Raw genomic sequence first — 25,402 nt, forward strand, 5'->3', positions numbered from 1 at the left:
CGGTGGCATCCTTCGGATTCGGTCTTTACTTACCGTTGGTAAGTGAAATAACTTACCGGTGGTAAGTGTGTCAAGCGAGCGCCCGGATGACCCAGCAGAACACCAAGGCACGGATTGTCGAGATCGCCCGCGAGATCATGGTCACGGACGGCGTGGCGGGGCTGTCCTTTGATGCCATTGCCCGCCGCCTGGGCCGGTCGAAGCAGGCGGTGCTTTACTGGTATCCGAGCAAGCGCGATCTTCTGGCCGCGCTGTTTCTGCCCGCGCTGGAGGCCGAGGCCGACGTGGCCATCGCTGCGCTGGAGGGCGTGACGGGACGGGCGGCGGCCATTGGCGCCTTTGTCGATGCGGTGGCGCGGTTTCACCTGGCCGACCTCGAGCGGTTCCGGATGATGTACCTGGCGCCGCAGATGACGCCACAGCGCCAAGACGCGCCATCGCTGAAAGACGAGGTGCACCCGGTGACCGACAGGCTTTACGCGGCGCTGGCCCGGCACCTGGACGGCGACCGTGCCGGGGCGCTGGCCGTTCATGCCGCCGTGCTGGGGCTGGTGATGATGTTCGCGCTGGCCGATGCGCTGAACGACCCGCTGAAACACGGCGCGGGGGATGCCATCGCGGCGCTCAAGGCGCGATTGTCGGCGTAGCGCCTTATTTCGTGCCGAACATCCGGTCGCCCGCGTCACCCAGGCCGGGAACGATATAGCCCTTTTCGTTCAGGCGTTCATCCAGCGCGGCGGTGACGATGGGCACATCGGGGTGCGCCTCTTTCATGCGGGCGACACCTTCGGGCGCGGCCAGCAGGCAGAGGAAGCGGATATTGGTGGCGCCGGCCTGTTTCAGCCGGGTGATGGCGGCGGCCGAGCTGTTGCCGGTGGCGAGCATCGGATCGACGGCGATGACCAGCCGCTTGTCGAGTTGCTCGGGCACCTTGAAATAGTATTCGACCGGTTGAAGGGTTTCTTCGTCGCGGTAGAGCCCGATGAAGCCGACGCGGGCCGAGGGGATGAGCTCGAGCATACCGTCGAGCAGGCCGTTGCCCGCCCGCAGGATCGACACCAGCGCCAGCTTGCGCCCGGCGATCACCGGCGCGTCCATCTCGCACAGGGGCGTTTCGATGGATTTCGTGGTCATCGGCAGTTCGCGGGTGACCTCGTAGGCGAGCAGAAGGCTGATTTCGCGCAGCAGCTGACGAAAGACGGCGGTGGAAGTATCCCGCTCGCGCATGATTGTCAGCTTGTGCTGGACCAGAGGGTGATCGACGATGGTCAGGTGCTGTTTCATGTGGCCTCCAGTATCTTCTGCACGCGGGCGCGGGTGCCATCGTCGCAGAAGGAAGCGGCGAGGGCGTTTCGGTTCAGTTCGGCGAAGTCCTCTTCGCCCCAGCGGTAGGCCCGGGCCAGTTCTTCGTATTCACGCGTCATCGAGGTGTGAAAGAACGGTGGGTCATCGGTGGATATGGTCACCTTTACCCCGGCCTCGCGCAGCTTGGCCAGAGGGTGGGTGGCGAAAGACGGGAAAAGCCCGAGCGCAACGTTCGAGCCCGGGCAGACCTCGAGCGTGATTTCGCGTTCGGCGAGGATGTCGATCAGCGCGTGATCGGCATGCGCGGCGACACCGTGGCCAATGCGCTCGACCTGCAGGTCGCGCAGCGCCTCGCGAATGCTTTCGGGGCCGCCACATTCGCCGGCATGGGTGGTGAGATGCAGGCCCGCTTCGCGCGCGCAGTCGAAGGCCCAGGCGTAATCGCCCTGGCGGCCCACGGTTTCATCGCCGCCCATGCCGAAACCGCGGATGAAATCGCCTGCGGTTTCGGCGGCGCAGAGCGCGATGGGTTTGGCCGCGTCGGGGCCGAAATGGCGGATGCAGGTGATGATGCCGCGATGGATGATGCCGTGGGATTTCTCGGCCTCGGCCGCGGCGTCCTCGATTTCGGCCAGGTAGTCGCGCCAGGCATGCAGATCGCCGCCGCCGCAGAAATCGGGCGAAAGGAAGGTTTCGATGTAGACCACGCCGTTCTCGGCGGCCTGTTCCAGCGCGGCAGCGGTGAGCCGGCCGTAATCGCGCGGGGTGGTGAGCACCGAGGTCGCGGCCTCATAGACCTGCAGGAAGTGGGTGAAGCCGTGGAAGGCATAGCCGCCTTTTTCGGTGAAGATGCGCGAGATGTCGATGGACTTTTCCCGCGACAGGCCGCGGATGAACGAGGGCGGCGCCGCGCCTTCGAGATGCAGGTGAAGTTCGAGTTTGGAGACATCGCGCCAGCTCATAGGAAGCTTAACCCTGCGCCGCGTTCGGCAAGGCCGAGGTGATCGGCCAGGCTGGCGCCGATATCGGCAAAGCCGACATGGCCCAGGCTGCCCGTGCCGCGCCCGGCGATCAGCACGGGCGCGCGTTCGCGGGTGTGGTCGGTGCCCACCCAGGTGGGATCGTTGCCGTGATCGGCGGTGATGAGCATCATGTCGCCGGTGCGCAGGCGCGGCAGCAGGCGGGCGATTTCGCCGTCGAACCATTCCAGCGCGCGCGCATAGCCGGCCACGTCGCGGCGGTGGCCGAAATTGGTATCGAATTCGACGAAATTGGCGAAGGTGAGCGACCCGTCGGCGGCGCTGTCGATGTGGTTCGCGAGGCAGTCCATCAGCTCGGCATCGGTGCCCTTGCAGCTGCTGCCCACCCCGCGCATCGAGAAGATATCGCCGATCTTGCCCACGGCGTGGGTGTCGCGCCCCGCCGCCTGCGCCCAGTCAAGGAGCGTGGGCGCGGGCGGCGCGATAGCGAAATCGCGGCGGTATTTCGTGCGGGTGAACTGGCCGGGCTGGCCCACGAAGGGGCGGGCGATGACGCGGCCCAGTTTCAGCGCGTGAAACTGCGGCGCGACGGTTTCACAGAGCTGCAGGAGCCTGTCGCGGCCGAAGGTTTCTTCGTGCGCGGCGATCTGGAGCACGCTGTCGACCGAGGTGTAGACGATGGGCCAGCCGGTTTTCATGTGCTCGGCGCCGAAACGCGCAATCACCTCGGTGCCCGAGGCGTGGGCGTTGCAGAGCGTGCCATCGGTGCCCGCCGCCTGCCGGATGAGGGCGAGCAAATCATCGGGGATGGCGGGCTGCGTGTCGGGGAAATAGTGCCAGTCCCAGGGCACCGGGACGCCGGCGATTTCCCAGTGGCCCGAGGGCGTGTCCTTGCCGCGGCTGGCCTCAGTCGCTGCGCCCCAGAGGCCGGTGGTGGCGGGTGGCAGGCCGGAGTCGAGGCCGGAGGCGAGTTTCACGGCTTCGCCCAGGCCGAGCGCGGCGAGGGTGGGGATGTGGAGCGGGCCCGCGCGGCCCGTGTCGGCCCTGCCGCGCGCGCAGGCCTGCGCGATGTGGCCCACGGTGCAGGCCCCGGTATCGGGGGTGGAATTGTTGAAATACTGCGCCGCGTCCGGCGCGCCGCCGATGCCCACGGAATCCATCACGATCAGGAAGGCGCGCGGCATCAGCCGATCCTTTCGTGGATGAGCGGCGGGGTTTCGGGGGCCGCGGAGCCGATGGTGATGGCGGCGAGAAGTTCGGCCTCGGCCCGGGCGGCGGCGTCTTCGCGCGCCGCGTGGATGCGGGCGAGGGGCTGGCCCCTGGCCAGTTTCGTGCCGAGCGGCAGCAGGTCCGAGAGGCCCACCGAAGGGTCGATCACGTCGGTTTCCACCTGCCGCCCACCGCCGAGGCCCACGACGGCGAGGCCAAGCGCCTCGCCGTCATAAGCGGTGATGTGGCCCGCGCGGGGGGCTGTGACTTCGCGGATCACGGTGGCCTCGGGCAGGAAGCGGGACCAGTTTTCGACAAAGCCGAGCGGGCCGCCCTGGGCCGCGACCATGCGGCCGAAGGCCTCGGCCGCGCGGCCGTCGCGGATGCTGGCGGCGATGGCGTTGGCGCCGTTCTCGACGTCATCGGCCAGCCCGGCATTGGCCAGCAAAACGCCGCCCAATGCCGCGCAGAGCTGCACCAGCGGGCCGCTACCGCCGCCGGTCAGCGTGCGCATCACCTCGGCCACTTCGAGCGCGTTGCCGAGCGAGGGGACAAGCGGCTGGTTCATGTCCGAGATGATTGCGGTGGTAGGGCAGCCCGCGGCATTGGCGGTGTCCACCAGCGACGTGGCCAGCGCGCGGGCGTCCTCGGGCGTTTTCATGAAGGCACCCGAGCCGACCTTGACGTCGAGCACCAGCCCTTCGAGCCCGGCGGCGAGTTTCTTGGACAGAATCGAGGCGGTGATGAGATCAAGGCTTTCGACCGTGGCGGTCACGTCGCGGATGGCATAGAGGCGCTTGTCGGCCGGCGCGATATGGGCCGAGGCCGAAACAATGGCGGCGCCGGCATCCGAGACCACGCGGCGAAAGCGCGCCTCTTCAAGATCGGTGGTGAAGCCGGGGATCGCTTCGAGCTTGTCGAGCGTGCCGCCGGTATGGCCCAGCCCCCGGCCCGAGATCATCGGCACATAGGCGCCGCAGACCGCGAGCGCCGGGGCCAGAAGGAGCGAGACGCAATCGCCCACGCCGCCGGTGGAATGCTTGTCGAGCACGGGTTTGTCGAGAGACCAGCCCAGCACGTCGCCGCTGTCGCGCATCGCCAGCGTGAGCGCGACGCGGCCTTCCTCGTCGAGGCCGTTCAGGAGTGCGGCCATGGCAAACGCCCCGGCCTGCGCGTCTGATACACCATGATCGGCCAGCCCCCGGGCGAACCATTGCAGTTCGTCCCGGGTGGGCGTTTCACGGTCGCGCAGCTTGGCGATGATGCGCCGCGCGTCCATCAGCGGTCCATGTGGCTCTGATCGAAGGCGGCGGGCAACAGATCGCCGATGGTGACGGTCATGCTATCGCCGCTGGTGGTGGTCATGGTGACAGGCACGTCATGGCGGGCGAATTCGGCCAGTTTCTGGCGGCAGCCGCCGCAGGGCGACACGGGGTGCGGGGCATCGGCGATGACCAGCGCCTCGGTCAGCTCGGTTTCGCCGGCGGCGATCAGTGCGGCGATCGCGCCGGCCTCGGCGCAGGTGCCTTCGGGATAGGAGACGTTTTCGACGTTGCAGCCGGCATAGACCGTGCCCGAGGCGCCCCGCACCGCCGCGCCGACCTTGAAATGCGAATAGGGGGCATAGGCGTTTTCGCGCACTTCGCGCGCGGCATGAAGAAGATCGTCGCTCATTCGTCTACCTGTGTTTTGAATTCGCCGGGCAGCGCGACCTGAAGCAGTTCCAGATCGTCCGAGGGGGCGGAGAGGCGCGTTTTCATCCCCGGCGGGATAACGAAGGCATCGCCCTGTTGCAATTGATGCGGGTCGCGGCCTTCGCCCTCCAGCGTGACGGTGCCGGACATCACGTAGGTGAAGTGAATGTCTGCATCGTGGCTGGTCCAGTGCGGATCGCCCGCGCCGGGGCGCAGCACCCAGACGCCGGCCACGTTGCGGGTGTTTTCGGCAATGGTGGTGTCGCGGGCAATGAAGCCGGGCAGGGGGGCGGGGCCCCACTCGGCCTCCTTGCCGATGTTGTGGACGAATTTCTGGCCATCCCATTCGCGCTCGGGGCGATAGTCGGGGGTGGGCAGAGTCATCTCGTGGTCGATCTCGGTGATGTGCTCGGCAGGCACGCCGATCTCGATCACCTGCAGGTTTTCGCTGGCCTCCATCACCCGGTGTCGGATCTCGGGCGGCTGGATGAAGCAATCGCCGGCATAAAGGCGGCGCATGCCACCCTGGTCTTCGTAGAGCACGTCAACCCAGCCGGAGACGCAGAAGATGAGCTGAAAGCCGACCTTGTGATAATGCACCATGTCGGGCACCGGGCCGGCATCGGGAATGCGGATATGCGAGGCGATGATCGACCCGCCGAGCCGGTCGGGAATAAGGTCGCGGTACTGCATGCCGGCGCGGCCGATGATCCAGGGAGCTTCATCGGCAAGGCGGCGCACGACGAAGGAATGCAGCGTGGCAGGCACGACGAGCGGCGGGTTCAGCTCCTCGATCTCGATCCTGGTGCCGTTGGGCGCGGTCAGGCTGCGCTGACCATCGGCGAATCCCCCGGGATCGTCGGTAAGGATGCGGATCGTGCCGGGGGCTTCGGGCGCGTCTTTTTCGATGCGCAGGCGCAGCCCGTGGCCGGAAAACACCGCGATGCGCGGGGAATCGGCGGGATAGATCATGTCCATCCGCATGCCCAAGGTTTTGGTATAAAAGGGAATATCGTCGCGGACATCCTGCGTTGGCAGGCGAATTTCGGCGCGTGTTTCTGTCATCGTGTCACCCTCTTGGGCGCCAAGTCTGGGCCGGGTTTTACCCAATTGCAAGACGGCGGTGAGGGTGTTGGAATGAAACAGGCGCTTTCCAGCGTCGAAGAAGTAGTTTAATACTAAACTAATGCCGAAACCGCGAGGCCACACATGTCGTCCGACCCCAAGGAAACCCTGCGCCAGGCGGCGCTGTTCTATCACGAGCACCCCAAGCCCGGGAAGCTGGAGATCCGGGCGACGAAGCCGCTGGCCAACGGGCGCGACCTGGCCCGTGCCTATTCCCCGGGCGTGGCCGAGGCGAGCCTGGAGATCGGGCGCGATCCGGCCAATGCGGCGCGCTATACCGCGCGCGGCAACCTGGTGGCGGTGGTCTCGAACGGCTCGGCGGTGCTGGGGCTGGGCAATATCGGGGCGCTGGCCAGCAAACCGGTGATGGAGGGCAAGGCGGTTCTGTTCAAGAATTTCGCCGGGATCGATTGTTTCGACATCGAGGTGAACGAGCCCGACCCCGAGCGCCTGGCCGATATCGTCTGCGCGCTGGAGCCGACATTCGGCGCGATCAACCTGGAAGATATCAAGGCGCCGGATTGCTTCATCGTCGAAAAACTGTGCCGCGAGCGGATGAACATCCCCGTCTTTCACGACGACCAGCATGGCACCGCAATCGTGGTGGGCGCGGCGGCGACCAACGCGCTGCACGTGGCGGGCAAGCGGTTCGAGGAGATCAAGATCGTGTCCACCGGAGGGGGCGCTGCGGGGATTGCCTGTCTGAACATGCTGCTGAAGCTGGGGGTGAAGCGCGAAAACGTCTGGCTGTGCGACATTCACGGGCTGGTCTACGATGGCCGCGACGTGGACATGAACCCGCAGAAGGCGGCCTATGCGCAGAAGAGCGATCTGCGCACGCTCGATGAGGTGATCACGGGGGCGGACCTGTTCCTGGGCCTGTCGGGGCCGGGGGTTCTGACGCCCGCGATGGTGGCGAAGATGACTCCGCAGCCGATTGTCTTTGCGCTGGCCAACCCCACGCCCGAGATCCTGCCGGAAGAGGTGAAATCGGTGGCGCCGGATGCGATCATCGCCACCGGGCGCAGCGATTTTCCCAACCAGGTCAACAACGTGCTGTGTTTCCCGTTCATCTTTCGCGGCGCGCTGGACGTGGGCGCGACCGAGATCAACGACGAGATGCAGCTGGCCTGTATCGAAGGGATCGCGGCGCTGGCGCGCGCGACGACCAGCGCCGAGGCGGCAGCGGCCTATAAGGGCGAGCATCTGACCTTTGGCGCCGAGTACCTGATCCCCAAGCCGTTCGATCCGCGCCTGGTGGGCGTAGTTTCAAGCGCGGTGGCGAAGGCCGCGATGGAAAGCGGCGTGGCGACCCGGCCGATTGCCGATTTCGACGAATACCGCGAATGCCTGAACCAGTCTGTTTTCAAGTCCGCGCTGCTGATGCGGCCGGTTTTCGATGCCGCGCGCACCGCCAGCCGCAAGATCGTGTTCGCCGAGGGCGAGGACGAGCGCGTGCTGCGCGCCGCGCAGGCGATCCTGGAGGAAACCACCGAAACGCCCATCCTGATCGGTCGGCCCGAGGTGATCGAGCGGCGCTGCGAGCGCGCCGGGCTGGCGATCCGGCCGGGGCGCGACGTGGCGATCGTGAACCCGGAAAACGACCCGCGCTATCGCGATTATTGGGGCAGCTATCACACCCTGATGGCGCGACGGGGCGTGACGCCGGATATCGCGCGGGCGATCATGCGCACCAACACCACCGCCATCGGCGCGGTGATGGTGCATCGCGGCGAGGCCGACAGCCTGATCTGCGGCACGTTCGGCGAATATCGCTGGCACCTGAACTACGTGTCCCAGGTTCTGGCGCAGGGTGGCCTGCGCCCGCATGGCGCGCTGAGCATGATGATCCTGGAGGACGGGCCGCTCTTCATCGCAGACACGCATGTCTATTCCCTGCCCACGCCCGAGCAACTGGCCGAGATCGCGATTGGTGCGGCGCGGCATGTGCGGCGCTTCGGGATCGAGCCGAAGCTGGCGCTGTGTTCGCAATCGCAGTTCGGTAACCAGGCCGAGGGCTCGGGGCAGAGGCTGCGCGCGGCGCTGGAGATCCTGGACAGCGCGCCGCGCGATTTCGCCTATGAGGGCGAGATGAACGTGGATGCGGCGCTGGACCCGGAGCTGCGCGAGCGGCTGTTGCCCGGCGGGCGTCTGGAGGGGGCGGCCAACGTGCTGATCTTCGGCCATGCCGATGCGGCCTCGGCCACGCGCAACATCCTGAAGATGAAAGCCGGGGGTCTTGAAGTGGGGCCGATCCTGATGGGCATGGGCAACCGCGCCCATATCGTAACGCCGTCGATCACGCCGCGCGGGTTGCTGAACATGGCTGCGGTCGCGGGCACGCCGGTGGAGCATTACGGGTAAGGCAAGATCAGAGTGGGGTAAGCGTGCCGCGAATGATGTCCTTGCGGCCGCTCCGCCGGATGTCGGTCACCTGAACCTGGTTGCCGGTGATCCAGTCGATGCGCTTGCAGTCGTTGTCCTTGGGTGTCTCGCCATCGAAAATGCAAAGCGTCTGACCGCGCACCTGCCAATTTTGGGAAGAGTCAAAGAAGCGTGATGGTTTGCCATCTGCCGTGGCCGACATCCTGGCGATGCCGTTCGGCTGCAACGCGGCAAAAAATACGACACCGGGCATTTCCGCCGCTTCCGGGGGCGCGAAGCTAAGTATTTGGCCCGAAAGGCGGGCGTGCAGGGTCTTGCCCGTCAGAACCTCGGCACCTTCGGGCCGGGGCATGCAAGCAGACAGGGTAAAGATGGCGAGGGCCGGAATTCCAAGGCGCATGGTATCTACCTTCTCAGGGAAATGATTTGAAATATGCCTTAGCCTGCGAAAACAAGGTGATTCTGTCAAAAAGCCGGAGGTTGAATCTCGCGCGGGATTTGCAAATTCCCCGGATTTGAAAAACCGGACTGCAAAGCCGTAAACGATTTGCAAAATTAGCTGGTGGCCGATTGCAAATCATGCAAATTTTTTGCGGCCATCTGCCGCGTCTGGCGGGAACGGACTTGCCCGGACAGGCGCCGCGCGCATATGAGAGCGCCAAGCATAGGAGGAGTATGCCATGGGATACCGCGAAATCTATGACGCCTGGAAGGCCGACCCCGAAGCGTTCTGGATGGAGGCCGCAGAAGCGATTGACTGGGACAGGAAACCCACGAAGGCGCTGACCGAGAAGGGCGACAACCTGTATGAATGGTTCGCGGATGCCGAGTGTAACACCTGCTGGAACGCGGTGGACCGGCACGTGGAGGGTGGCCGCGCCGATCAGGCGGCGATCATCTATGACAGCCCGATCACCGGCCGCAAGGAAACCATCACCTATGCCGAGCTGAAGGATCGCGTGGCGAGCCTGGCCGGGGCGCTGCGCGCCAAGGGCGTGGACAAGGGTGATCGCGTGATCATCTACATGCCGATGGTGCCGCAGGCGCTTGAGGCGATGCTGGCCTGCGGGCGCATTGGCGCGATCCATTCGGTGGTGTTCGGCGGCTTTGCCGCGAACGAGCTGGCGGTGCGGATCGACGACGCGCAGCCTAAGGCGATCATCGCAGCCAGCTGCGGTCTGGAGCCCGGCCGGGTGGTGAAATACAAGCCGCTTCTGGACGGCGCGATTGATATCGCCAAGCACAAGCCCGAGTTCACCCTGATCCTGCAGCGCGAGGAAGAGGTCGCCGATCTGATCCCCGGCCGCGATTTCGACTGGGTCGAGGCGGTCGAAGCCGCCGAGCCCGCCGATTGCGTGCCGGTCGAGGGCAATCACCCCTCCTATATCCTTTACACCAGTGGCACGACGGGCCAGCCCAAGGGCGTGATCCGGCACACCGCCGGGCAGCTGGTGGCGCTGAACTGGACGATGAAGAACATCTACAACGTCGACCCCGGCGAGGTGTTCTGGGCCGCGTCCGATGTGGGCTGGGTCGTCGGGCACAGCTATATCGCCTATGCGCCGCTGATCCATGGCAACACCACCATAGTGTTCGAGGGCAAGCCGGTGGGCACGCCCGATGCCGGCACCTTCTGGCGGGTGATTTCCGAGCATGACGTGAAGAGCTTTTTCACCGCGCCGACCGCGTTCCGCGCCGTGAAGCGCGAGGACCCGAAGGGCGATTTCGTCAAGAAATATGACCTGAGCGGGCTGCGCGTGGTCTATCTGGCCGGCGAACGGGCCGACCCGGACACGATCGTCTGGGCGCAGGATCAACTGGGCGTGCCGGTGATCGACCACTGGTGGCAGACCGAAACCGGCTGGGCCATCGCCGCGAACCCGGTGGGCATCGAGCTGTTGCCGGTGAAGCTGGGCAGCCCGTCGGTGCCGATGCCGGGCTATGACGTGCAGGTGCTGGACGAGGGCGGCAACCCGATGCCGGCCGGGGAGCTGGGTGCGATCGCGGTGAAACTGCCGCTGCCGCCGGGCACGCTGCCGACGCTGTGGAACGCGCCCGAGCGGTTCCAGAAAAGTTACCTCAACACCTTCCCGGGTTACTATGAGACCGGCGATGCAGGCATGATCGACGAGGACGGATACCTTTACATCATGGCGCGTACCGATGATGTGATCAACGTGGCCGGCCACCGCCTGTCGACCGGCGGGATGGAAGAGGTTCTGGCCAGCCATCCGGACGTGGCCGAATGCGCGGTGATCGGGGTGAGCGACCAGTTGAAAGGCCAGTTGCCGGTGGGCTTTTTGTGCCTCAACGCGGGCTGCAACCGCCCGCACGAAGAGGTCGTGGCCGAGGTGGTGAAGCTGGTGCGCGAGAAGATCGGCCCGGTGGCGGCGTTCAAGCTGGCCGTGGTGGTGGACCGGCTGCCCAAGACGCGTTCGGGCAAGATCCTGCGCGGCACGATGGTGTCGATTGCCGACGGGTCGGACTGGAAGATGCCAGCGACGATCGACGATCCGGCGATCCTCGACGAGATTACCGAGGCGCTGCAGACAATCGGCTACGCCAAGTGAGTGAGAGGCCCGGGGCAATCCCCGGGCCTTTTTCGTGACGTCCTGCTTGACGGGCGCGGCGCGGCGGGCTCCTCTGCTACGGCAGAGGAGGACCCCCATGACCACATCGCGTATTCCCGGTTTTCACAATCTGACCCGCGAGGAGCGGCTGGCCAAGGTGGCCGAGCTGGCGGAGCTTGACGATGCGCAGGTGGCGCATCTGATGGCGGCGGCCGCGCATGACGGCGAGCTGGCCGATCACCTGAGCGAGAACGTGATTTCGGTGATGGCGGTGCCGCTGGGCGTGGCGACGAACCTGGTGGTCGACGGGCAGGACGTTCTGGTGCCGATGGCGAGTGAGGAAAGCAGCGTTGTCGCGGCGGTGTGCAACGGTGCAAGGGCCTGCCGCGAGGCGGGCGGAGTGATATGTGAGGCCGACGATCCCTGCATGATCGCGCAGGTGCAGGTGACCGGGCTCGAGGACCTGTCGGCGGCGCAGGCGGCGGTGCAGGCGAAGAAGCAGGAAATCGCGGCCGCGTGCGATGCCTGTGACCCGATGCTGGTGAAACTGGGCGGCGGGTTTCGGGACCTCGAGGTGCGGATCGCCGGGCCGTTCCTGGTGGTGCACCTGATCGTCGACGTGCGCGATGCGATGGGCGCGAATGCGGTCAACACCATGGCCGAGCGCCTGGCGCCGAAGCTGGAGGAGTGGACCGGCGGCAAGGTGGGTTTGCGCATCCTGTCGAACCTGGCCGACCGGCGGCTGGTGCGGGCGCGGGCGACCTGGCCGGCCAGGGTGATCGGCGAAGACACGGTGGACGGGATCATCAGCGCCTGGCAATTCGCAGCGCATGACCCCTATCGCGCGGCAACACATAACAAGGGGATCATGAACGGGGTGTCGGCGGTGGCGCTGGCCACCGGCAACGACACCCGCGCGCTCGAGGCAGGCGCACATGCCTTTGCCGCGAAGGACGGCTATGGCCCGCTGACGCGCTACTGGAAAGAGGGCGCGGACCTGGTGGGCGAGATCGAGATGCCGATGCCGGTGGGCATTGTCGGTGGCGCCACGCGGGCGCACCCCACTGCGCAGGCGGCACTGAAGATCATGGGCGCTGCCACCGCCGACCGGCTGGGCCGGGTGATGGCGGCGGTGGGGCTGGTGCAGAACTTCTCGGCCCTGCGGGCGCTGGCCACCGAAGGCATCCAGCGCGGCCACATGGGCCTGCACGCACGCAACCTGGCGATCGCCGCGGGCGCGACCGGCGAAGAGATCGACCGGGTGGCGGCGGAAATGATCGCGCGGGGCGAAATCCGCGAGGACGTGGCGCGCGAAATCCTGGGCTGAGCAAGCCGAATTTTCTGCGAAAATTCGCGGGCGCGGCGCCTGATTTTTCGCAGAAAAATCGTGGTTTCAGACGAATTGTTCGCGGATCAGGCGCTCTTCCAGGCCGTGGCCGGGATCGAAGAGCAGCCGGTGCGCGACCGAGGGTTCGGACTGGATTTCGACCGACTCGACATAGAGCACCGAGCGGGAATCGGCATCGGCCATGACGGGCCGTTTTTCATGTTCCAGCACGTCGATGCGCACATGCGCGGTTTTCGGCAGCAGCGCGCCGCGCCAGCGGCGCGGCCGGAAGGGTGCGATCGCGGTGAGCGCCAGCACGTCCGAACCGATGGGCAGGATCGGCCCATGCGCCGAGTAGTTGTAGGCGGTCGAGCCCGCCGGCGTTGAGACCAGCGCGCCGTCGCAGACCAGCTCTTCCATGCGCAGCCGCCCATCGACGGTGATGCGCAGCTTGGCCGCCTGCGGGCCCATGCGCAGCAGCGAGACCTCGTTGATGGCAAGCGCTTCGTGCAAGGTGCCATCGGCGCGGGTGGCGCGCATGCTGAGCGGGTTGATCACCGTCTCCTCGGCCTCGGCCAGGCGTTGGCGCAGGTCGGTCTCGGAATATTCGTTCATCAAAAAACCGACGGTGCCGCGGTTCATGCCATAGACCGGCGCATCGAGATTCTGCGTGCGGTGCAGCGTGTGCAGCATGAACCCGTCGCCGCCCAGGGCCACGATCACGTCGGCCTGCTCCTCGGGCACGTTGCCATAGCGGCCGGTCAGCGCGGCGCGCGCGGTCTGCGCAACCGGCGCATCCGAGGCGGTGAAGGCGATCTTGATCTCAGGTTCGGCCATGTTTCCCATCGGCGCAGCGGTGTCGGATCGGAGCGGATGTTCATCACCTGCACGATGAAGGCCGCGCTGGCAAGCGGAATGGTCGCATTGAGGCCTTCCCGCCCATGGTGCAATGCATTAGGAGAACGCACAACACAACGCGCAAACAGTCAACGACGGAGATTTGCCCCATGTCGAACCCCGGCTTTTTCACCGAGAAGCTCGAGAGCCGCGACCCCGAGATTTTCGAGGCCATCGAAAAGGAGCTGGGCCGCCAGCGCGACGAGATCGAACTGATCGCGTCGGAAAACATCGTCAGCGCCGCCGTGATGGAAGCGCAGGGCAGTGTGATGACCAACAAATACGCCGAAGGCTACCCGGGCCGGCGCTATTACGGTGGCTGCCAGTTCGTCGACATCGCCGAGAACCTGGCGATCGAGCGGGCGAAAGAGCTGTTCGGCTGCGGTTTCGCCAACGTGCAGCCCAACTCGGGCAGCCAGGCCAACCAGGGCGTCTACCAGGCGCTTCTGCAGCCCGGCGACACGATCCTGGGTATGAGCCTCGATGCCGGTGGGCACCTGACCCATGGCGCCGCGCCCAACCAGTCGGGCAAGTGGTTCAACGCGGTGCAATACGGCGTGCGCAAGCAGGACAACCTCTTGGACTATGACCAGGTCGAGGCGCTGGCCAAAGAGCACCAGCCGAAGCTGATCATCGCCGGCGGCTCGGCCATTCCGCGCCAGATCGATTTCGCGAAGATGCGCGAGATCGCCGACATGGTGGGCGCCTACCTGCATGTCGACATGGCCCATTTTGCCGGGCTGGTCGCGGCGGGCGAACACCCCAGTCCCTTCCCGCATGCGCATGTGGCCACCACTACCACGCACAAGACGTTGCGCGGCCCGCGCGGCGGCATGATCCTGACGAATGACGAGGCGATCGCCAAGAAAGTCAACTCGGCCATCTTCCCCGGCATCCAGGGTGGCCCGCTGATGCACGTGATCGCCGCCAAGGCCGTGGCCTTCGGCGAGGCGCTGCGCCCGGAGTTCAAGACCTATATCCAGAACGTGGTGACAAACGCCCAGGCGCTCTCCGACCAGCTGATGAAGGGGGGCCTTGATATCGTCACCGGCGGCACCGACACGCATGTTCTGCTGGTCGATCTGCGGCCCAAGGGCGTGAAGGGCAACGCCACCGAAAAGGCGCTGGGCCGCGCGCATATCACCTGTAACAAGAACGGCGTGCCGTTCGACCCGGAAAAACCGACGATCACCAGCGGCGTGCGTCTCGGGTCGCCCGCGGGCACCACGCGCGGCTTCATGGAGGCCGAGTTCCGCCAGATCGGTGACTGGATCATCGAGGTGGTCGACGGGCTGGCCGCCAATGGCGAAGACGGCAACGGCGCGGTCGAGGACAAGGTGAAGGCCGAAGTGGCCGCGCTCTGCGCGCGCTTCCCGCTTTATCCCGAGCTGTGAGGAAAGGTGGGCTGAAGCCCACCCTACGAATTTCGGAGGGGCCACCGCAGTTGCGGTGGCCTTTTCTTTTGCCGCGCGATAGCGTTTCGCCCGGATAGGACGGAGAGAGCTCATGCCCCTGATTTCAGACGATCTTCTGACCCAGATTCGCGACCGCTTCGCGCATGTGGAGACCTGCCCCTTCCAGGGGGAGCGGGTGTTTTTCGAAAATGCCGGCGGGGCGCTCACGCTGAAATCGGTGGTCGAAACCTCGGCGGTCTACGCCGCCATCCCCGACAACCAGGGCCGCGACAATCCCGCCAGCCATGCCTTGGTGGACGTGATCGCGCGGGCGCGGGCCGACATGGCCGACCTGATGAATATCGACGAAGGCCAGTTCTTCGTCGGCGAAAGCGGCACCGAGCTGCTCTTTCGCCTGATTTCCGCGGCCTGCCTCTCGGCCGGTGGCGGGCGGGTGCTGGGCTCGACGCTGGAACACCCGGCCTCGCGCAGCGCCGCCGCGCGCTGGGCGGGGATCGCCGGAATGGACCATGTGCTGGTCGCCCATGACGATGCCACGGGCACGGTCGGGGTGGAGCATTACGCGCCGCAGATCACGCCCGACACGCGGGTGGTGACGATCCTGCACACCTCGCCGGTGACGGGCATGGGGGTGGATGTGGCGGCGATCGCGGCCGCGATCCGCGCGGTCAGCCCCGGCTGCCTGATCATCGTCGACGGCATCCAGCACGCGGCGCATGGGCGCATCGACCTGGCTGAGCTTGATGTCGATGGCTACGTGATCTCGCCCTACAAGATGTTTTCGCGCCACGGCTATGGCCTGGCCTGGGTGTCGCCGCGGCTGGAATCGGTGCCGCATAACAACCTGCTGAACGGTCCGGAAAAGAACTGGGAGATGGGCACGCGCGATACCGGGTCCTATGCCACCTTCTCGGACGTGGTCGGCTATCTCGACTGGCTGGGTGGGGAGGTGTCAGGCGAGAGCGACCGCCGCGCCCGCATCCGCGCCGCCGGCGCCGCGATCCACGACCACGAGGCGCGCCTGACCGAGGCGATGATCCACGGTACCGGCAACCTGCCGGGGCTCGCGCAGATGGAAAAGGTGGGCCTCATCGGCGGCGTCGACAACCCTGCGAGAGAGGGGCTGGTGTCGCTGACGGTCGACGGCGTGGCGGCCGCCGATGTGGTGGCGCGGCTCAACGCCGAGGGGGTGCGCACGCACTTGCGCAAGGCCGACCACTATTCCGGCAATGTGCTTGACCCGCTGGGGCTTGATGGCTGCGTGCGGGTGTCGATGTGCCATTACAATTCCCTGGCCGAAGTGGCCCGGTTCCTGTCGGTGATGCAGGATATCGCCGGCTGAACTGCGGACCTGACCCACCGCGACCTATGTGTGGATCGACAGGGCGCGCATTTGAGTATTTGGACCAAGAAAGAGCATGGTCGCGAGAGCCGCGGCGCACCTGGTTCTTTCTTGGCAAAAATACTCGATTGGCCCGAGATGTCTGGCTGCGCAGGTCTTTCGCGAAAGCGCCTGCCATGATGCGAGCGCGGGGCCGAGGCGTCAGCCGAGGCCCCGCCCCGCCGCGACGCGCGTCAGCGCGGCGCAAAACCTCGTCTCAGTCGCGTGTACCGGCGAAGCGGGTTTGCCACTCTTCGCGTTGTTCGTCGGTGATTTTCGAAAACAGGTTGTCGGGCACGTCGAAATGGTGGCCCGCGGGCAGTGCGCCGAGGGCCGTGGCCACGTCATCGGGCCAGCCGGTATCGAGCGTGTTCATCGCCGAGAAGAGCCGCGCGGCGGCATCGGGGATGAACGGTGCCGACAGAACCGCGTAGAGCCGGATCAGGTTCAACGCCAGCCGGATCTGCATCGCCGCCCGCGCCTCGTCTTCCTTGAACGTGGCCCAGGGCGCGGCCTCTTGCAGGTATTCGTTGCCCGCCGACCAGATCGCGCGCAGCTCATGCGCCGATTTGCGCACCTCCATCGCTTCCATGTTCGCCTCGTAGGCGCGGATGCGCGTGGTCAACTCGTCAATCAGCGCCTGTTCGCGTGCCCCCATCTCGCCGCCCTCGGGCACGTTGAGGCCGAATTTCGAGCGGCAGAACTTGGTCACGCGGCTGACGAAATTGCCCAGCACGTCGGCCAGGTCCTTGTTCACGCCGCTCTGGAAGCTTTCCCAGGTGAATTCCGAATCCGAGGTTTCCGGCACGTGGGACAGAAGCCACCAGCGCCAGTAATCGGCCGGCAGGATTTCCAGCGCCTGGTCCATGAACACGCCCCGACCGCGCGAGGTGGAGAACTGGCCGCCGTCGTAGTTGAGGTAATTGAAGCTCTTAATGTAATCGACGAGCTTCCACGGCTCGCCCGAGCCGAGGATCGTGGCCGGGAAGCTGAGCGTGTGGAAGGGCACGTTATCCTTGCCCATAAACTGGGTATAGGTCACGTCGTCCGCGCCCTTGTCGGTGCGCCACCAGCGTTCCCAGTTGTCGCCCTTGTTCGCGTTCACCCATTCCTGCGCGCAGGCGATATATTCGATCGGCGCGTCGAACCAGACGTAGAAGACCTTGCCCTCCATGCCCGGCCAGTCCTCGTCGCCGCGTTTGACCGGGATGCCCCAGTCGAGATCGCGGGTGATCCCGCGATCCTGCAACCCGTCGCCATCGTTAAGCCATTTCTTGGCGATCGATGTGGTCAGCACAGGCCAGCCTTCGCGCGTGTCGATCCACTCTTCCAGCTGATCCTTCATCTTGGATTGCAGCAGGTAGAGGTGCTTGGTCTCGCGCATCTCGAGGTCGGTGGCGCCCGAGATCGTGGAATGCGGGTTGATCAGGTCCACCGGATCGAGCTGCTTGGTGCAGTTGTCGCACTGGTCGCCGCGCGCGCTGTCATAGCCGCAATTGGGGCAGGTGCCCTCGATATAGCGGTCAGGCAGGAAGCGGCCGTCGGTGGGCGAATACATCTGTTTCTCGACCACTTCGCCGATCAGCCCCGCCTCGTAGAGCCTGGCCGCGAAATGCTGGGTCAGCTTGTGGTTTTCCGGGCTCGAGGAACGGCCGAAATGATCGAAGGACAGGCGGAACCCCTCGGCGATCTGGGCCTGCACCAGGTGCATCTCGGCGCAATAGTCGGCGACGTCCTGCCCGGCCTTGGCGGCGGCCAGTTCGGCGGGCGTGCCGTGCTCGTCGGTGGCGCAGAGAAACAGTACCTCGTTGCCGCGGGCGCGCTGGTAGCGGGCAAAGAGGTCCGCCGGCAGCTGGCTGCCCACGAGGTTGCCGAGGTGCTTGATCCCGTTGATGTAGGGGATCGCGGAGGTGATGAGGTGGCGTGCCATGGTCGGCTCCGGGGTGTCTTGGGTTTCGCGCCCCCTTTAGACCATCGCGTGGATGAGTTCTAGCGCTCGCGCGATTTGCCGAAGAGGCGGCCGACGAGGAACGATGTGCGCGGCGCCCAGACATAGGCGGTACGGGTCTCGGGCGCGGCGCGCACGCGCATCCGGGTCAGGCCGAAAACCACCAGGACGATATGGCCCACCGCGATCATGACGAAAAGCGCCGGCGGGCCAAAGGCCTCCATCAGCCACGAGGCGAGGTAGGGCGCGGCGATGGCGCCCACGGCGAACCAGAACATCAGCGCCGCCGACAGTTCGACCCGTTCATGGGATTCGGCAAAGTCATGCGCGTGCGCCGCCGAGATCGAGTAGATCGGGAAGGTGGTGAGCCCGAAGATCCCGGCATTGAGCATGATGCCCGTGGTCGAAAGGCCGGTCATCAGCGCGGTGGCCGCACAGCTGGCCACCGCCGCCAGCGACATGCCGATCAGCACCCAGCGCCGGTCGAACCGGTCGGCGAGCCATCCCACCGGGTACTGCGCCAGCGCGCCACCCAGCACGAAGGCGGCAAGAAACCAGGCGATCTGGTCGGTGACGAGGCCCACCTCCTGCCCGTAGACCGGCCCGACCATCCGGAACGAGGCCGAAGAAAGCGCGGCGACCACCACGCCGGCGGCGGCCAGCGGTGAGCGTGTGACGGCCAGCATCGGGTGCAGCCGCGGCGCATCGGGGGTTTCGGGCTGTTCGGTCCGCGTCAGGGTGAGCGGTAAAAGCGCCGCGCAGCACAACAGCGCCAGCAGGTTGTAGGAGACATAAGAGGCAGGCTCGAGCACCGAGATCACCAGCTGCGCCGCGAGCGAGCCGGTCATGTCCACCACCCGGTAGACCCCCATGGTGCGGCCGCGGGTTTCGTTGGTGACCTTCGCCTGCAACCACGCCTCGACCACGGTATAGCAGCCAGCGACACAGAAGCCCGAGGCGATGCGAAACAGCGCCCAGGCATAGGCGTCGATCACCAGGTAATGCGCCAGCAGGCCGATGGCGCCGGAGGCGGTGAAGGCGGCAAAGGCGCGCGAATGGCCGACCGAACCCATCAGCCGCGGCGCCCACCAGCAGCCGATGAAGAAGCCCAGGAAATGTGCCGAGCCCAGCATGCCGATCTGCGCCTTGGTGAAATCGAGCGCCAGGCCCGAGAGCGCATCGAGCGGCCCCACGCCTCCGGTCGACAGCTGCAGCAGCAGGACCGACAGGAACAGGGCAGCGAAGGAAATCAGCAGGCGCATACCCGGCACCTTGGCCCGTGCCGCGGGTCCCGGGCAAGTGGGGACGCGACAAACCGTGTCGCTTTCCGCCGCGCCACGCGCGGGGCGGCCAGATCCCCTGCTTCATCTGACCGCAAATACCTTCAGGGGGTGAATTGCGAAGCAAGAGGGGGCGCGAGCGCCCCCTGCCAAAGCAACCTGTGTGCCGAAGGCACGCCGTTCGAGAGCGTTCAGCCCAGAAGGCGCCGGGCGATCACCTGGGCCTGGATCTCGGCCGCGCCTTCAAAAATGTTCAGGATACGCGCATCGCACAGGATGCGGCTGATCTTGTATTCCAGCGCGAAGCCGTTGCCGCCGTGGATCTGCAGCGCGTTGTCGGCCGCGGCCCAGGCCACGCGTGCGCCCAGCAGTTTCGCCATCCCGGCCTCGAGATCGCAGCGGCGATCGTTGTCTTTTTCCCAGGCGCTGAAATATGTCAGCTGGCGGGCGACCATGATTTCCACCGCCATCATCGCCAGTTTCGAGGCGACGCGCGGAAACTCGATCAGCGATTTGCCGAACTGCTTGCGGTCCTGGGCATAGCGCATGCCTTCATCGAGCGCCGATTGCGCCACGCCCACGGCGCGGGCGGCGGTCTGGATGCGGGCGGCCTCGAAGGTTTTCATCAACTGCTTGAAGCCCTGGCCCTCGACCCCGCCCAGAAGGTTGTCGCCCTTCACGTGGAAATTGTCGAAGCCCAGCTCGTATTCCTTCATGCCGCGATAGCCCAGCACCTCGATCTCGCCGCCGGTCATGCCTTCGGTGGGGAAGGGGGCCTCATCGGTGCCCGGCGTTTTTTCGGCCAGGAACATGGAAAGGCCGCGGTGATCGGTGCTGTCGGGATCGGTGCGCGCCAGGAGCGTCATCACATGGGTGCGTGCGGCGTGGGTGATCCAGGTCTTGTTACCGGTGATGCGGTAGTCGTCGCCGTCCTTGACCGCGCGGGTGCGCAGGCTGCCCAGGTCCGAGCCGGTGTTGGGCTCGGTGAAAACGGCCGTCGGCAGGATCTCGGCGCTGGCGATCTTGGGCAGCCAGTATTCCTTCTGCGCGTCGGTGCCGCCGCCCTCGATCAGCTCGGCGGCGATCTCGCTGCGGGTGCCCAGGCTGCCCACGCCGATATAGCCGCGGCTCAGCTCCTCGGAGACGACGACCATCGAGGCTTTCGAGAGGCCGAAGCCGCCGTATTCCTCGGGGATGGTCAGGCCGAAGACGCCCATCTCGGCCAGTTCCTCGATCACCTCCATCGGGATGAGCTCGTCCTTGAGGTGCCATTCATGAGCGAAGGGTTCGACCTTTTCCACCGCGTAGCGGCGGAACTGTTCGCGGATCATCTCGAGCTCTTCATCGAGGCCGGTTGCGCCCACGGTGATCTCGGCGCTGCGCTCCTGCATCAGCGCAACCAGCGCCAGGCGCGCGGCCTGGGTGTTGCCCTTTTCGCAGAGCGTCATCACCTCGGGCGTCATCAGCGCGCGGGCATCGTCCTGCGAAAGGCCCATGTCCTGCAGGCGGATGATCTCGCCCTGGTTCATCTGCATGCCGCCGTAAAGCTGCCAGAGGTATTCGCCGAACGCGATCTGGTGAATCAGCTGCTCGACCTCGCCGAACTTGTCCTGGTCGCTGACCCGCTCGGCCCAGTTTTGCATCTGGCGCAGGGATTCGACATAGGTCGCCAGCCACGCGAGACCATGCGCCGCGCCCTGGTTTGCCTCCAGCAGGCCGGCCGAAACGCGGCCATCTGCGCTGACCATCCCGCGCACGGCGGTGGTGGCCTTGTCGAGGACGGCCTCGGCCGGGGCCACGGCAGCGGCGGTCAGGCTCAGAAGATCGGGCAGAAGAACGGTGTCGGTCATGGCGCTTTGCGAATCCTTGGGCATGAATCGGGTCCCCTTTTTGCTCACCCGGGGTGTTTAGTCATTTCGCAGGTGCAGCGCAACAAATATACCCTTGTGACCCTGCGTTTTGTTCATTTCTTGCGTGGATGATTTTGCGGGTGCAGCACGCGCCGGCAATGCTATGAGGGGGCATGGACACGCTCTTTGCCCTTGTAACCCCGACGGAACTGGCGCTGTGCCTGTCGATCACGCTCTTTGCCGGGGTGGTCAAGGGTATTGTCGGCTTTGCCATGCCGCTGATCATGATTTCGGGCATGGGCAGTGTGATCGCGCCGGAACTGGCGCTGGCGGGGCTGCTGATCCCGACGCTGGTGGGCAATGCCTGGCAGGGGTTCCGGCAGGGGCCGCGCGCGGCGCTGGGCTCGCTCCGGGCGTTCCGGGTGTTCATCATCGTCGGCGGCGTGATGCTGGTGGCCAGCGCGCAGCTGGTGCGCGCTATCCCGGCGCAGATGATGTTCATCCTGATCGGCGTGCCGGTGACCGTGTTCACGCTGTTGCAGCTGCGTGGCTGGCGCCCGCGCATCCCGGCCGCTCGCGAAACCGTGGCGCAGGCGGGCGTGGGGGCGCTCGCGGGTGCGATGGGCGGGTTTTCCGGCACATGGGGGCCGCCCACGGTGCTGTTTCTGACCGCGCTCGATACGCCCAAGCTCGACCAGGTGCGCATCCAGGGGGTGCTTTACGGACTGGGCTCGGTCGCGCTGGTGGGGGCGCATATCGGCTCGGGTGTGCTGCGCTGGGAAACGCTGCCCTTTGCGCTGGCCACGCTGGCCCCGGCGCTGGCCGGCATGTGGATCGGGCTGCACTTGCAGGACCGGATCGACCAGCGCCTGTTCCAGCGCGCCACGCTGATCGTGCTGATCTTTGCCGGGCTGAACCTGATCCGCCGAGGGCTGATGGGTTAGCGCCGCGCCATCGCCATCTTGATCACTTCCGGCACCACGAGGATCGGCAGGCACAGAAGGCCGATCATCTGCCAGTGCTCCCAGCCCAGCGGCGCCGTGCGCAACAGCGTTTGCAGCGGCGGCCAGTAGACGGCGGCCAGCTGCGAGGCCAGCATCAAGGCGAAGGCGAGGATCAGCCAGCGGTTCGAGAACCATCCCAGCGCGGTGCAGCTGCGGGTGAACGAACGGAAGGCGAAAACGCTGGTTTTTTCGAACAGGACGATGCCGGTGAAGGCGGCGGTGCGCGCCAGCGCTTCGCCCTCGGGCATGAGCGTATAGAAGATGTAGAGGCTGGCGGTGCCGGTATAGAGGCCGAAAGCGCAGATCATCAGGAAGGCGGGCCTATCGAGAATGCCCCTGTCGAGCGCGCGTGGGGGCACGCGCATCTGTTCGGGCGTGGCCTTTTCCAGCCCCAGCGCCAGCGCGGTGATGCCATCGGTGATCAGGTTCATCCACAGGATCTGCGTCGGCAGGAAAATGAGCGGCCCGCCGAAGGCCACGTTGGCTACGATCGCCAGAACCTCGCCCGCGTTCGAGGACAGCAGGTAGCGCACGAAGCGGCGGATGTTCTCGAACTGGCGGCGGCCCTCGCGGATGGCGGCGGCGATGGTGGCGAAATTGTCGTCGAGCAGGACAAGATCCGAGGCGTCCTTGGCCACGTCGGTGCCGCGGATGCCCATCGCCACGCCGATATCGGCGCGTTTGAGCGCGGGCGCGTCGTTCACCCCGTCGCCGGTCATGGCGACGATCTTGCCGCTGTCCTGCAACGCCTCGACCAGCCGCATCTTGTGCTGCGGCGCGGTGCGGGCAAAGAGCACGTTTTCCTGCAGCAGTTCCTTCAGCGCGGCATCGTCGATCTCGTCCAGCTCGGCTCCGGTGACCGCCCGGTCGATATCGAGCCCGATCGAGACGGCGATGGCACGGGCGGTGTTGGGATCGTCGCCGGTGATCATCACCACCCGGATGCCCGCGCGGCCGCAATCGCGGATCGCCTCGGCAACCTCGGCGCGCGGTGGGTCGATCAGGCTGGCCAGCGCGATGAACTCGAGATCCGTTTCCTCGGCGTCGTCGGTGCTGGCCGTCCGGCGCGCCAGCGCGATCACCCGGTGGCCCTGCGCCGTCATGTCGGTTTTTGCGTTCAGGATCGCCTGCCGCGCCGCCGCGTCCAGCGCGGCGCTGCCGCCGGGGCCGCGCCAGTGCGTGCAATGCTCCAGCACGGTTTCGGGCGCACCTTTCATCAGCAGCACGGTTTCGCTGTCGATCCTGCGCAGCACGCTCATCCGCTTGCGCTCGGACGAAAACGGCTTTTCATCCAGTGCGGGGATTTTCGGGATCGGGGTCCAGCCCTTGTAGGCGAGCGTCACCAGCGCGCCCTCGGTCGGGTCGCCGATCATCCGCCAGTCGGATCCTTCGCGCACCAGCGATGCGTTGGTGCAGCCAAGGGCCACTTCGAGCGCGGCGGCAAGATCCGCGTCGTCGGCATGGCGCACCGGGGCGCCGTTGCGCGTGATGCGCCCGGCCGGGTCATAGCCCGTTCCGCTGGCCTCGTAGGTCTGCCCGCCGATCCACAGGAACTGCGCGGTCATGCGGTTTTCGGTCAGGGTGCCGGTCTTGTCGGTGCAGATGACCGAGGCCGCGCCGAGTGTCTCCACCGCCTGCAGGTGCCGCGCCAGCGCGTTGCGCCGGGCCATCGCCGCGGCCCCAAGGGCAAGCGAGATGGTGACGACCGCCGGCAGGCCCTCGGGCACCACGGCCACGGCCATCGACAGGCCGACCATGACCATTTCGGTCACGCTGCGGCCCACGTAGATGCCGATGGCGGCAATCGCCGCGCCCACGCTGACGGCGGCAAGCCCCAACTGGCGGGCCAGCCGCTTGAGTTGTTGCGACAGGTGGGTCTCTTGTTCTTCGACCGAGCCAGCCATCACCGCGATCTGGCCGAAGGCGGTGCGCGCGCCAGTGCCGGTGACGATGCCCTCGCCGCGCCCGGCCACCACCGCCGTGCCCATCAGCAGATCGCCACGCCCGTCGGCGCCGCCCACGGATTTGTCGACGGGGAAGGATTCGCCGGTCAGCACGCTTTCGTCGGCGCGCATCTCCAGCGCGTTGGTCAGTGACAGGTCGGCCGGCACCCGGTCGCCCGCGCCGATCAGTACGAGATCGCCCGGCACCAGGTCGCGGGTGTCGATTTCCAGCGGCCGGCCATCGCGGATCACCTCGGCCCGGGCCGAGAGCATCTTGCGCAGGCCGGCCAGCGCCGTTTCGGCCTGCCATTCTTGGAAAAAGCCCAGCACGCCGTTCAGCACCACGACGAGCCCGATGGCGATGGCGTCGATCTTTTCGCCCAGCGCCAGCGCGATGACCGCGGCGGCGATCAGGAGCAGCACCAGCGTACCCGTGAACTGTTTAAGCAGGATCACCCAGGGCGGCGTCACGCGTGCCTCGGCCACGGTGTTGGGGCCGAACTCGGCCAGGCGCCGGGCGGCCTCCTCCGAGGTCAGCCCGGTCGTTTGCCGTATCGGGGCGGAACTGTCAGCCGACTCTGTCGTATCCGGTTGTGCCATGCGCACATATTATCCATCTCGCGGGCGGGCCGAATTGATTTCGGGCAAATGGCGGTGCGTGCGGTGGGGCGTTACCCGGTCGACCAGGCGCGCGGCTGGCGCATGCCGGCGATCTTGCAGGCCTGTTTGACATAGCCCTGCGGGAAAAGCGCATAGAGCGCATCCTTGGCCTGCGATTTCGTCAGCCCCGAACCATGGCCGAGAAAGCGCAGCACGAAACGCTGATCGGGCATGATGCCGTGCTCTTCCTCCTGCGCGCGGATGAAGGCGATCACTTCGTAATGCCGGTCGGTCAGTATGACGCCCTCGGCCCGGGCGGCATGTTCGGCAAACTCGCGCGTCCAGAGCGCGGGATCGGTCAGGTAGCCATATTCGTCCACCGTCACCGGCCCCGAGGGCAGGGCGATTTCAGTCAGGATATCCGGACGTGTGCGCATGGGATCAGAATGGCGCATCAGCGGTCCACGTCAAATGGCAAATCCGCGCGGG

Annotated in this window: 20 protein-coding genes; 7 read left to right on the top strand and 13 right to left on the bottom strand. The window is 66.1% G+C overall.

Going from position 1 to position 25,402, the window contains the following annotated elements:
* The first annotated feature begins 86 nt into the window (after positions 1 to 86).
* Positions 87 to 647: a TetR/AcrR family transcriptional regulator gene (locus tag E0501_RS00705; RefSeq protein WP_137699439.1), complete on the top strand. Its 561-nt coding sequence runs from the start codon at positions 87 to 89 to the stop codon at positions 645 to 647.
* 4 nt (positions 648 to 651) lie between these two features.
* Here the strand turns inward: E0501_RS00705 and upp are convergent, their stop codons facing one another.
* From upp to E0501_RS00735, 6 genes are read right to left on the bottom strand one after another with little or no spacing between them, the layout of a single operon-like run.
* A complete protein-coding gene (upp, locus tag E0501_RS00710; protein WP_137699440.1) occupies positions 652 to 1,284 on the bottom strand; it encodes a uracil phosphoribosyltransferase in 633 nt (210 codons plus the stop codon).
* Complete coding sequence (locus E0501_RS00715; protein ID WP_137699441.1) at positions 1,281 to 2,267, bottom strand: adenosine deaminase; 987 nt, start codon at positions 2,265 to 2,267, stop codon at positions 1,281 to 1,283. Before E0501_RS00715 ends, upp begins: the two co-directional genes overlap by 4 nt.
* Positions 2,264 to 3,469, bottom strand: coding sequence for a phosphopentomutase (locus tag E0501_RS00720; RefSeq protein ID WP_137699442.1), 1,206 nt, complete (start codon positions 3,467 to 3,469; stop codon positions 2,264 to 2,266). Before E0501_RS00720 ends, E0501_RS00715 begins: the two co-directional genes overlap by 4 nt.
* On the bottom strand, positions 3,469 to 4,773 hold the full coding sequence (locus E0501_RS00725) for a thymidine phosphorylase (RefSeq protein WP_137699443.1): 1,305 nt from the start codon (positions 4,771 to 4,773) through the stop codon (positions 3,469 to 3,471). Before E0501_RS00725 ends, E0501_RS00720 begins: the two co-directional genes overlap by 1 nt.
* Positions 4,773 to 5,168: a cytidine deaminase gene (locus E0501_RS00730; RefSeq protein WP_137699444.1), complete on the bottom strand. Its 396-nt coding sequence runs from the start codon at positions 5,166 to 5,168 to the stop codon at positions 4,773 to 4,775. The genes E0501_RS00725 and E0501_RS00730 overlap by 1 nt, the downstream gene beginning before the upstream one ends.
* Positions 5,165 to 6,253 (bottom strand): cupin domain-containing protein, encoded by a 1,089-nt coding sequence (locus E0501_RS00735; RefSeq protein WP_137699445.1) that lies wholly within the window; start codon positions 6,251 to 6,253, stop codon positions 5,165 to 5,167. The genes E0501_RS00730 and E0501_RS00735 overlap by 4 nt, the downstream gene beginning before the upstream one ends.
* 144 nt (positions 6,254 to 6,397) lie before the next feature.
* Between E0501_RS00735 and E0501_RS00740 the strand changes: the two genes are divergently transcribed.
* Positions 6,398 to 8,677 carry an NADP-dependent malic enzyme gene (locus E0501_RS00740; protein ID WP_137699446.1) on the top strand — a complete coding sequence of 760 codons (2,280 nt, stop codon included), beginning with the start codon at positions 6,398 to 6,400 and terminating at the stop codon, positions 8,675 to 8,677.
* A 7-nt stretch (positions 8,678 to 8,684) separates the two neighbouring features.
* Here the strand turns inward: E0501_RS00740 and E0501_RS21310 are convergent, their stop codons facing one another.
* Positions 8,685 to 9,050: a hypothetical protein gene (locus E0501_RS21310; protein WP_137699447.1), complete on the bottom strand. Its 366-nt coding sequence runs from the start codon at positions 9,048 to 9,050 to the stop codon at positions 8,685 to 8,687.
* 328 nt (positions 9,051 to 9,378) lie between these two features.
* Between E0501_RS21310 and prpE the strand changes: the two genes are divergently transcribed.
* On the top strand, positions 9,379 to 11,268 hold the full coding sequence (gene prpE, locus E0501_RS00750) for a propionate-CoA ligase PrpE (protein ID WP_137699448.1): 1,890 nt from the start codon (positions 9,379 to 9,381) through the stop codon (positions 11,266 to 11,268).
* A gap of 97 nt (positions 11,269 to 11,365) precedes the next feature.
* Positions 11,366 to 12,595 (top strand): hydroxymethylglutaryl-CoA reductase, degradative, encoded by a 1,230-nt coding sequence (locus tag E0501_RS00755; protein WP_137699449.1) that lies wholly within the window; start codon positions 11,366 to 11,368, stop codon positions 12,593 to 12,595.
* Positions 12,596 to 12,661: 66 nt separating this feature from the next.
* On the opposite strand, the gene E0501_RS00760 is transcribed toward E0501_RS00755, so the two are convergent.
* A complete protein-coding gene (locus tag E0501_RS00760; RefSeq protein ID WP_137699450.1) occupies positions 12,662 to 13,432 on the bottom strand; it encodes an NAD kinase in 771 nt (256 codons plus the stop codon).
* A 170-nt stretch (positions 13,433 to 13,602) separates the two neighbouring features.
* On the opposite strand from E0501_RS00760, the gene glyA reads away from it, so the two are divergent.
* Both glyA and E0501_RS00770 read left to right on the top strand, forming a co-directional pair.
* The gene (glyA, locus tag E0501_RS00765; RefSeq protein ID WP_137699451.1) at positions 13,603 to 14,886 is read left to right on the top strand and encodes a serine hydroxymethyltransferase; all 1,284 of its coding nucleotides are present in this window, start codon (positions 13,603 to 13,605) and stop codon (positions 14,884 to 14,886) included.
* A 112-nt stretch (positions 14,887 to 14,998) separates the two neighbouring features.
* The gene (locus E0501_RS00770) at positions 14,999 to 16,249 is read left to right on the top strand and encodes an aminotransferase class V-fold PLP-dependent enzyme (RefSeq protein ID WP_137699452.1); all 1,251 of its coding nucleotides are present in this window, start codon (positions 14,999 to 15,001) and stop codon (positions 16,247 to 16,249) included.
* Positions 16,250 to 16,505: 256 nt separating this feature from the next.
* Here E0501_RS00770 and metG read toward each other — a convergent pair whose 3' ends face one another.
* The 3 genes from metG to E0501_RS00785 form a co-directional block, all read right to left on the bottom strand.
* Positions 16,506 to 18,218 (bottom strand): methionine--tRNA ligase, encoded by a 1,713-nt coding sequence (metG, locus tag E0501_RS00775; RefSeq protein ID WP_137699453.1) that lies wholly within the window; start codon positions 18,216 to 18,218, stop codon positions 16,506 to 16,508.
* Positions 18,219 to 18,277: 59 nt separating this feature from the next.
* A complete protein-coding gene (locus tag E0501_RS00780) occupies positions 18,278 to 19,498 on the bottom strand; it encodes an MFS transporter (RefSeq protein WP_137699454.1) in 1,221 nt (406 codons plus the stop codon).
* Between the two features lie 209 nt (positions 19,499 to 19,707).
* Positions 19,708 to 21,366 (bottom strand): acyl-CoA dehydrogenase family protein, encoded by a 1,659-nt coding sequence (locus E0501_RS00785; RefSeq protein WP_235857716.1) that lies wholly within the window; start codon positions 21,364 to 21,366, stop codon positions 19,708 to 19,710.
* 173 nt (positions 21,367 to 21,539) lie between these two features.
* On the opposite strand from E0501_RS00785, the gene E0501_RS00790 reads away from it, so the two are divergent.
* On the top strand, positions 21,540 to 22,310 hold the full coding sequence (locus tag E0501_RS00790) for a sulfite exporter TauE/SafE family protein (RefSeq protein WP_137699456.1): 771 nt from the start codon (positions 21,540 to 21,542) through the stop codon (positions 22,308 to 22,310).
* On the opposite strand, the gene E0501_RS00795 is transcribed toward E0501_RS00790, so the two are convergent.
* Both E0501_RS00795 and E0501_RS00800 read right to left on the bottom strand, forming a co-directional pair.
* Positions 22,307 to 24,913: a cation-translocating P-type ATPase gene (locus E0501_RS00795; protein ID WP_137699457.1), complete on the bottom strand. Its 2,607-nt coding sequence runs from the start codon at positions 24,911 to 24,913 to the stop codon at positions 22,307 to 22,309. The two genes, E0501_RS00790 and E0501_RS00795, sit on opposite strands and share 4 nt — an antisense overlap.
* A 71-nt stretch (positions 24,914 to 24,984) precedes the next feature.
* Complete coding sequence (locus E0501_RS00800; RefSeq protein WP_137699458.1) at positions 24,985 to 25,350, bottom strand: TusE/DsrC/DsvC family sulfur relay protein; 366 nt, start codon at positions 25,348 to 25,350, stop codon at positions 24,985 to 24,987.
* Positions 25,351 to 25,402: the final 52 nt, after the last annotated feature.

Origin of the sequence: Marimonas lutisalis (genome assembly GCF_005434965.1) — a bacterium.
In the GTDB taxonomy this organism is placed as follows: Bacteria; Pseudomonadota; Alphaproteobacteria; order Rhodobacterales; family Rhodobacteraceae; genus Marimonas_A; species Marimonas_A lutisalis.